This is a genomic window from Corallococcus praedator, from assembly GCF_003612125.1.
Lineage (GTDB): Bacteria > Myxococcota > Myxococcia > Myxococcales > Myxococcaceae > Corallococcus > Corallococcus praedator.
The window spans coordinates 1-5683 of the sequence record NZ_RAWI01000511.1 but is presented as its reverse complement, the minus strand read 5'-3'; the positions used below and the strand labels follow the sequence as shown (position 1 = coordinate 5683).

The 5683-nt window shown below is 70.7% G+C and carries 4 protein-coding genes; 2 read left to right on the top strand and 2 right to left on the bottom strand.

All coding sequences use genetic code 11. The features are described from left to right. Positions 1-270 precede the first annotated feature (270 nt). Both D7Y13_RS37515 and D7Y13_RS37510 read left to right on the top strand, forming a co-directional pair. Positions 271-960, top strand: a complete 690-nt coding sequence (locus tag D7Y13_RS37515) for a DNA-binding protein (RefSeq protein WP_120538014.1) — start codon at positions 271-273, stop codon at positions 958-960. A gap of 207 nt (positions 961-1167) precedes the next feature. After that, a complete protein-coding gene (locus D7Y13_RS37510; RefSeq protein WP_120585990.1) occupies positions 1168-3630 on the top strand; it encodes a lytic transglycosylase domain-containing protein in 2463 nt (820 codons plus the stop codon). A 49-nt stretch (positions 3631-3679) separates the two neighbouring features. On the opposite strand, the gene D7Y13_RS37505 is transcribed toward D7Y13_RS37510, so the two are convergent. Next, entirely contained in the window at positions 3680-4336 is a 657-nt protein-coding gene (locus D7Y13_RS37505) for a hypothetical protein (protein WP_147444554.1), read from the bottom strand. Positions 4337-4421: 85 nt separating this feature from the next. Next, positions 4422-5234 (bottom strand): hypothetical protein, encoded by an 813-nt coding sequence (locus tag D7Y13_RS37500; RefSeq protein ID WP_120538011.1) that lies wholly within the window; start codon positions 5232-5234, stop codon positions 4422-4424. Positions 5235-5683: the final 449 nt, after the last annotated feature.

The window sequence follows — 5683 nt, the reverse complement described above, 5'->3', positions numbered from 1 at the left end:
GAGGGGGCGGGGGGGCGGCCGAATCCTACAAACAGAACCTACATGCAGCAAGGTGACCTTATGACACCCATTGGTGGGGTCAAAATCGAGCCTGTCGCATGTTTCAGCCGCGCGAGCCCTCCCGACCTCCGCCGCGCTGCGGCACGACGAACGGGGCCTGCGTCAAACCAGGGCCGCCAAAGACATCCACCCACCGCACCCAAATACGAGCAAATCGACATAAATAAGACATTCCAGAACTTTCTAGCTGCGGGCTGTTAGAAGGCGACCATGAATCGAGCCCCTTCCCTGCCCCTGTCTCGCCCGCCGTCCCTTTCGCGCTGGAGCGTCCTCGCGCTCCTTGGCGTGTTCGCGCTGACGCTGGGCGCTTGTAGCGATGCCACCCCCATCGACGAAGCGCGCGCGCTGGAGACGGGCGAGGAGGTGACGGTGGAGGGCCACGTCTCCGTGCAGCCCGGCGCGTTCGTCTCCGCCCTGGGGGACGAGGGCTTCGCGCTGCAGGACGACACGGGAGGCATCTACGTGAAGCTGGACCCGAAGCAGACCTTCGGGTTGGGCGCGCACGTGCGCGTCACCGGCACGCTGGATGAGCAGAACCAGCTTCGCATCCTCAAGGCCGTGGCCGCGGACGTGAAGGTGCTCTCCGGAACGCAGCTGGTGTCCGCCAAGGACGTGACGACCGGCGGCGTGAACGAGTCCGTGGAGGGGCAGCTCATCAGCGTCTCCGGCGCCATCACCCAGGCGTTCGTGGACGACTCGCCGTACGGCTACAAGCTCTACATCAACGATGGAACGGGCGAGGTGCAGGTGTTCGTGCACGTGTCGGCCGGCTTCGACAAGGCGGCGCTGCAGGAGCTCACGGTGGGGCAGCGGCTCCGCGTCGTGGGGCTGGCCGCGCAGTATGAGACCACCTACGAGGTGGCGCCCCGGATGCCCGCGGACTTGAGCGTCCTGCCGTAGCGCGGTCCGCCATGGCTGGAGGTCCTGGCACACCCAGTGCCAGTTCCGGGACGGTCGGGCCGTTGGCTTTCGTGCACTCGCCGCGAGGCCCACCTCCTGGCGTATCCACTCGCCAACGCGTGCCTGAAGGGCGAACAGGCGGGCAGGTCCCAACCGTACCGGCAGTGCCAATCCATCGGGGTCCCTGGCGGACGAACGAGGGCTGGCATGGACGCACTTCGAGGAACAGCGGTGGTCTTGTTCGCATGCGCGAGCGTGCTCGGGCCGGGCGCCGCATGGGCCCAGGCCCCGGGCGAGGATGACTCCGGCGACATGATGTCGGAGGAGAAGCTGGAGGCGCTGCTCGACACGCCCAGCGCGCAGCCGTCACAGGACGAGCTGACGGCGGAGGCCTTTGGTCCGGAGCGGCTGACCTCCTACTTCGCCGAAGGGCTGCTGGCGCGGGCGCGGGCGGAGTTCGACCGGGGCCGGTACAAGTCGGCGCGGGCCCTGCTCGCGACGGAAGCGCCCCCTTCCCTTCCCGGCCGCTACCTCCAGGCCCAGAGCGCGTTCCTCGCGCGGGACTTCACCACCGCGGCCGCGGAGTTCACGGCGCTGGCGGAGGACTACGCCCCGCTGCGCGACCACTGCCTGATGCGGGCCGCGCAGTCCCATGAGCGCCTGCGCAAACCGCTGCGCGCGGCGGAGCAGTACGGCGCCGTGTCCACGGGCTCTCCGCTGTACCCGGAGGCCCGCTTCGCCATGGCGCGCGTGCTCAAGCGCCAGTTGCGCATCCCCGAGGCCCTGACGGCGCTGCAGGAGTTCATCGACAGCCGCCAGGCGCGCGGGCCGGACGCGCTCCGGATGAAGGCGCTGCTGGAGTACTGCGAGCTGGCTCGCGCGGCGGGCCAGTACAACGCCGAGCACCGCGCGCTGCTGGAGGTCTGGGCCACGGCTCCAATGTCGCCCGCGGCGGACCGCGCTCGCGCGCTGCTGCGGGACCTGCCCCTGCCCATGAAGTGGCGCGTGCGCCGGGCGGAGGCGCTGGTGGAGCTGCACCAGAACACGGCGGCGATGACGATGCTGTCCCGTTCGGGCCCTCGCACGGAGCTTCCGGACGAGCTGGCCTGCCGCGCCCAGCTCACCCTGGGCCGGGCCCTGCGCAAGGAGCGCCAGCACCGCCGCGCCATCCAGGTCCTGGAGCCGGTGGCCCGCGAATGCCTTTCGCCCGAGCAGCGTCCGCAGGCGCTCTACCTGCTGGCCTATTCGCAGTCGGTGGTCCAGCCCGAGGCGGCCGTGGAGACGTACGCCACGCTGGCGAAGGACTACCCGGAGCACGGCTACGCCGATGACGCGCTGTTCTTCGAGGCCTGGACGCAGCAGCGCCTGGGACAGGCGGACGAGGCGCTCAAGAACTACGAGGCGCTGGCGCGGCGCTACCCCGCCGGCAACTTCGCCGCCGAGGCCCTGTTCCGCGCCTTCTGGCTGCACTCGCGCAAGGGTGAGACGCAGCAGGGTCTGGCGTCGCTGATGGCGGTGGAGCAGCTTCCGGAGACGGCCCGCACCGACGATGCCCTGTGGCGGGCGCGCTACTGGCAGGCGCGCGTGCAGGAGTCTGGCGGCGCGACCGACGCGGCGCTGGCGCGCTACGAGCTCATCGCCACCGAGCGTCCCACGGCGTGGTACGGCCTGCTGTCCCGGACCCGGCTCGCGCAGCAGGCCCCGGAGCGGCTGGCGCGCATGATGGAGGCCGCCGCGGCCCCGGCGGCGGTGACGAAGGCGGTCGCGGGCGTGCCGACGAGCGCCCCCGGAACCGACGAGGTCTGGCCCCTGCCCCCCGGCCCGCTCCAGAAGGATCCGCGCTTCTCCGCGGGCGTGGAGCTCTTGCGCCTGGGACAGCCGGGCGTGGTGGAGGAGCTGCTCGCGGTGGACACGCGGGGCCTCGCGGAAGCGCCCGCGCGGCTGCTCTACCAGACGATGCGCCGCACCGGCCGGGGACGGGCCACGCGGCAGGTGGCGCGCGTGTCGCTGCGCCAGGAAGCCTCCGGGCCGCTGAGCGCCGCGTCGCGACCGGTGTGGGAGGCCACGTGGCCGCTCGCGTTCCGTCCGCTCATCCAGAGCCACTCGCGCGCGGCGCGCGTGGATCCGGACCTGCTGCAGGGCCTCATCCGCGAGGAGAGCCGGTTCAACCCGCGCGCCCGCTCCTCCACCGGCGCCCTGGGGCTCGCGCAGCTCATGCCCGCGACGGCGCGGCAGGTGGCGGACTCGCTCAAGATGGCCGCCGTGGACGAGGCGTCCCTCCTCCAGCCCGCGCAGAACATCCGCCTGGGCGCGGCGTACCTGGGCCAGCTGCTCAAGCACTTCGACGGCAATCCCGCCTACGCGGTGGCCGCCTACAACGCGGGCCCGGCGGCGGTGGAGCGCTGGCGCCGCGCCCTGCCCCAGGCGGAGCTGGACGAGTGGGTGGAGCACATCGCCTTCGAGGAGACCCGCGACTACGTCAAGCGCGTGCTCGGCAGCTACAGCGCCTACAAGCTGCTCTACGCGAACCAGCTCCCCACGTCGTTCCAGCCCGCGCGCAAGGTCCCGCTGGAGGCCACGCACATGCCGAAGGTGAGCCCCGCGACGGGCACCGGCGGCAGCGGCAAGAACGTGGCGACGCCGACGTCCTCCATCTCCGGCGGCCGGTAGGAACTCGGGACTCCGGCCGGCGGCCATGCCTCCCGGCCGGACCCGCGCGCTATGGCGTGATCCGCTGCGCCACCGCGCTGGTCATGATCAGCGAGGCCCGCGTGGACGCGCTCATCACCGACGCGGGCGCGCTCACGCTGAACGGCTGCTGGCGGAAGAAGTCCGTCTCCCGCTGCGCGAACTCCATGATGTTGCTGATCGTCGCGGGCCGGTTCAGCAGCTCCCGCTGGGCCTCGTAGAAGTCGCCCACCTGGCCGGCGGCGGCCTCGCGGCCCGCGGCCTGTCCCGCGCGGCCCTGCTCTCCGGCGCGCTCCAGCAGGCTCGGCGCGGCGGCAGCCATTCCCGGAACGGCGAGGGCCGCGGCGCTCGGCGCGGCGCCGATGCCGTACCCCACCGCGCCCAGCGTCTGCATCGCGCCTGACAGCAGCGGACGGATGGCCGCACCCACGGAGCCCGGGGGACTCTGCCGCGTCACCTCCAGGGCCCGCTCCCGCTGCCCCAGGGGCGCGGGGCCTTCCGTGCCCGTGAGGTTCACCGGAGGAGGCGCACCGGGCGGCACGAAGCCGTCCTGCTGGAGCGCCACCTGCGTCTCCGTCGGGACAGAGGCGGATTCGGGCGTCGCGGTGCGAGCCTCCGCCACGTCCTCCACCGGATTGGAAACAGGGCGGGTGACGCCCCGGCTGCCGACAGGACCGATGTTTCCCATGGGCCCCGAGGCTACCACGGAGGTGCCTCGACACCGGACGGAATGAACGTCCCGTCCGGCGTCAGGAGCGGTGTGGCGGGAAGTGCTACTTCGCGCCTTCGGGCAGCGTGATGGATTCCGAACGGACGATGAGCTCGTTGGCCACCGCGTTCACGTCGATGCCCGTGAAGTGACGGTACGGGTAGGCGCCGTCCGCGATGGTCTCCACGAACTCCACCTCGTCACCCACGACGGGCTTGCCATTCACGTCCACCGTGAAGGTGTTCTTCACCGCGCCCACGCGCCACACGCACGCGCCCACGTCCGACGCCGCGCGCTTCGACAGACCGTCGATGTCGAAGTCGTTCAGGAAGTGGTGGTTCATCTCCGCCCAACGGAGGAAGTCCCGCCAGTTGGTGAAGGTGATCACCATGCCGGCCGGCTGGTGGCTGGTCCCCTGGAGCACGCCGCCCAGGTAGACGTTCATCGCGTAGCGGGAACCGCCCGGCGAGCCCGTGAACGTGGGCGCCATGGTGACCGTGTCCGCCTCGCGGCCCGGGGTGATCTTCAGCGTGCTGACCACCTGATCCGCGTCACGCGCGGACAACTGGAGCCCGCCCCTCGCGCCCAGGCTCACCGCGCTGCGCTGCTCCCACTTCACCGCCTTCGTGAAGGTGCTGGCGACACCGTCCGTCTTCGCCGCGAGACCGGAGACCAGCAGGCCCTCCGTGCTGGACGCGAGCCTCGCCTTGCCCAGCGCGCAGCTCGTGATGCCGTCGAACTGCTTGATGCACTGGGACTCCGCCGCGGACTCCTGCGCGTTCAGCGAACCGGAGGGCTGGGAGTCGTCGGCGCCGGCACAGCCCGCCATGGTCAGCAGCATGGAAGCCAGCAGGGAGCCCGTCATCTTCAGGTGCATGCACTACCTCGTCGTGGGGTGAACTGCACTGGCCACCCCTGCACCGCTTGCGCCAACACCCCGAATCTGTCTGTCTTCACTCTTGTGTTTCATGTCATGAGAAATCAGGAGTAGCCTTTGGCGTCACATGAAACAGTGTATTTGTAGCAAGTCGGGTCACAGGGAGAGAAATGACGCGGTGACGGGCTGACGCGAAACTGAAACCTGGATTCAGGGAATGGACCGTGACCGCCCGGGAAGATGCCGCGGCGCACAACTTCTGACCGGCCCGGTCGGATAATCTGGGGAGCGCGGTTCATCCCCTGGACTCCCCCACCATGGCCACGAAGATTCCCGACAGCCCCCGCCCCCTCGCTTCCGTCTCGCGGCTGTCCACGCAGGACGCCCGGGGAGCGCAGCCGCAGGCCAGGAACCGCCCCATCACCTTCAAGGACGGCTTCGAGTCCTCC

What these genes read in the sequence shown, in the direction of transcription:
- D7Y13_RS37505 (WP_147444554.1), bottom strand. Translation starts at nt 4,336, where the DNA reads ATGGGAAACATCGGTCCTGTCGGCAGCCGGGGCGTCACCCGCCCTGTT.
- D7Y13_RS37500 (WP_120538011.1), bottom strand. Translation starts at nt 5,234, where the DNA reads ATGCACCTGAAGATGACGGGCTCCCTGCTGGCTTCCATGCTGCTGACC.
- D7Y13_RS37510 (WP_120585990.1), top strand. Translation starts at nt 1,168, where the DNA reads ATGGACGCACTTCGAGGAACAGCGGTGGTCTTGTTCGCATGCGCGAGC.
- D7Y13_RS37515 (WP_120538014.1), top strand. Translation starts at nt 271, where the DNA reads ATGAATCGAGCCCCTTCCCTGCCCCTGTCTCGCCCGCCGTCCCTTTCG.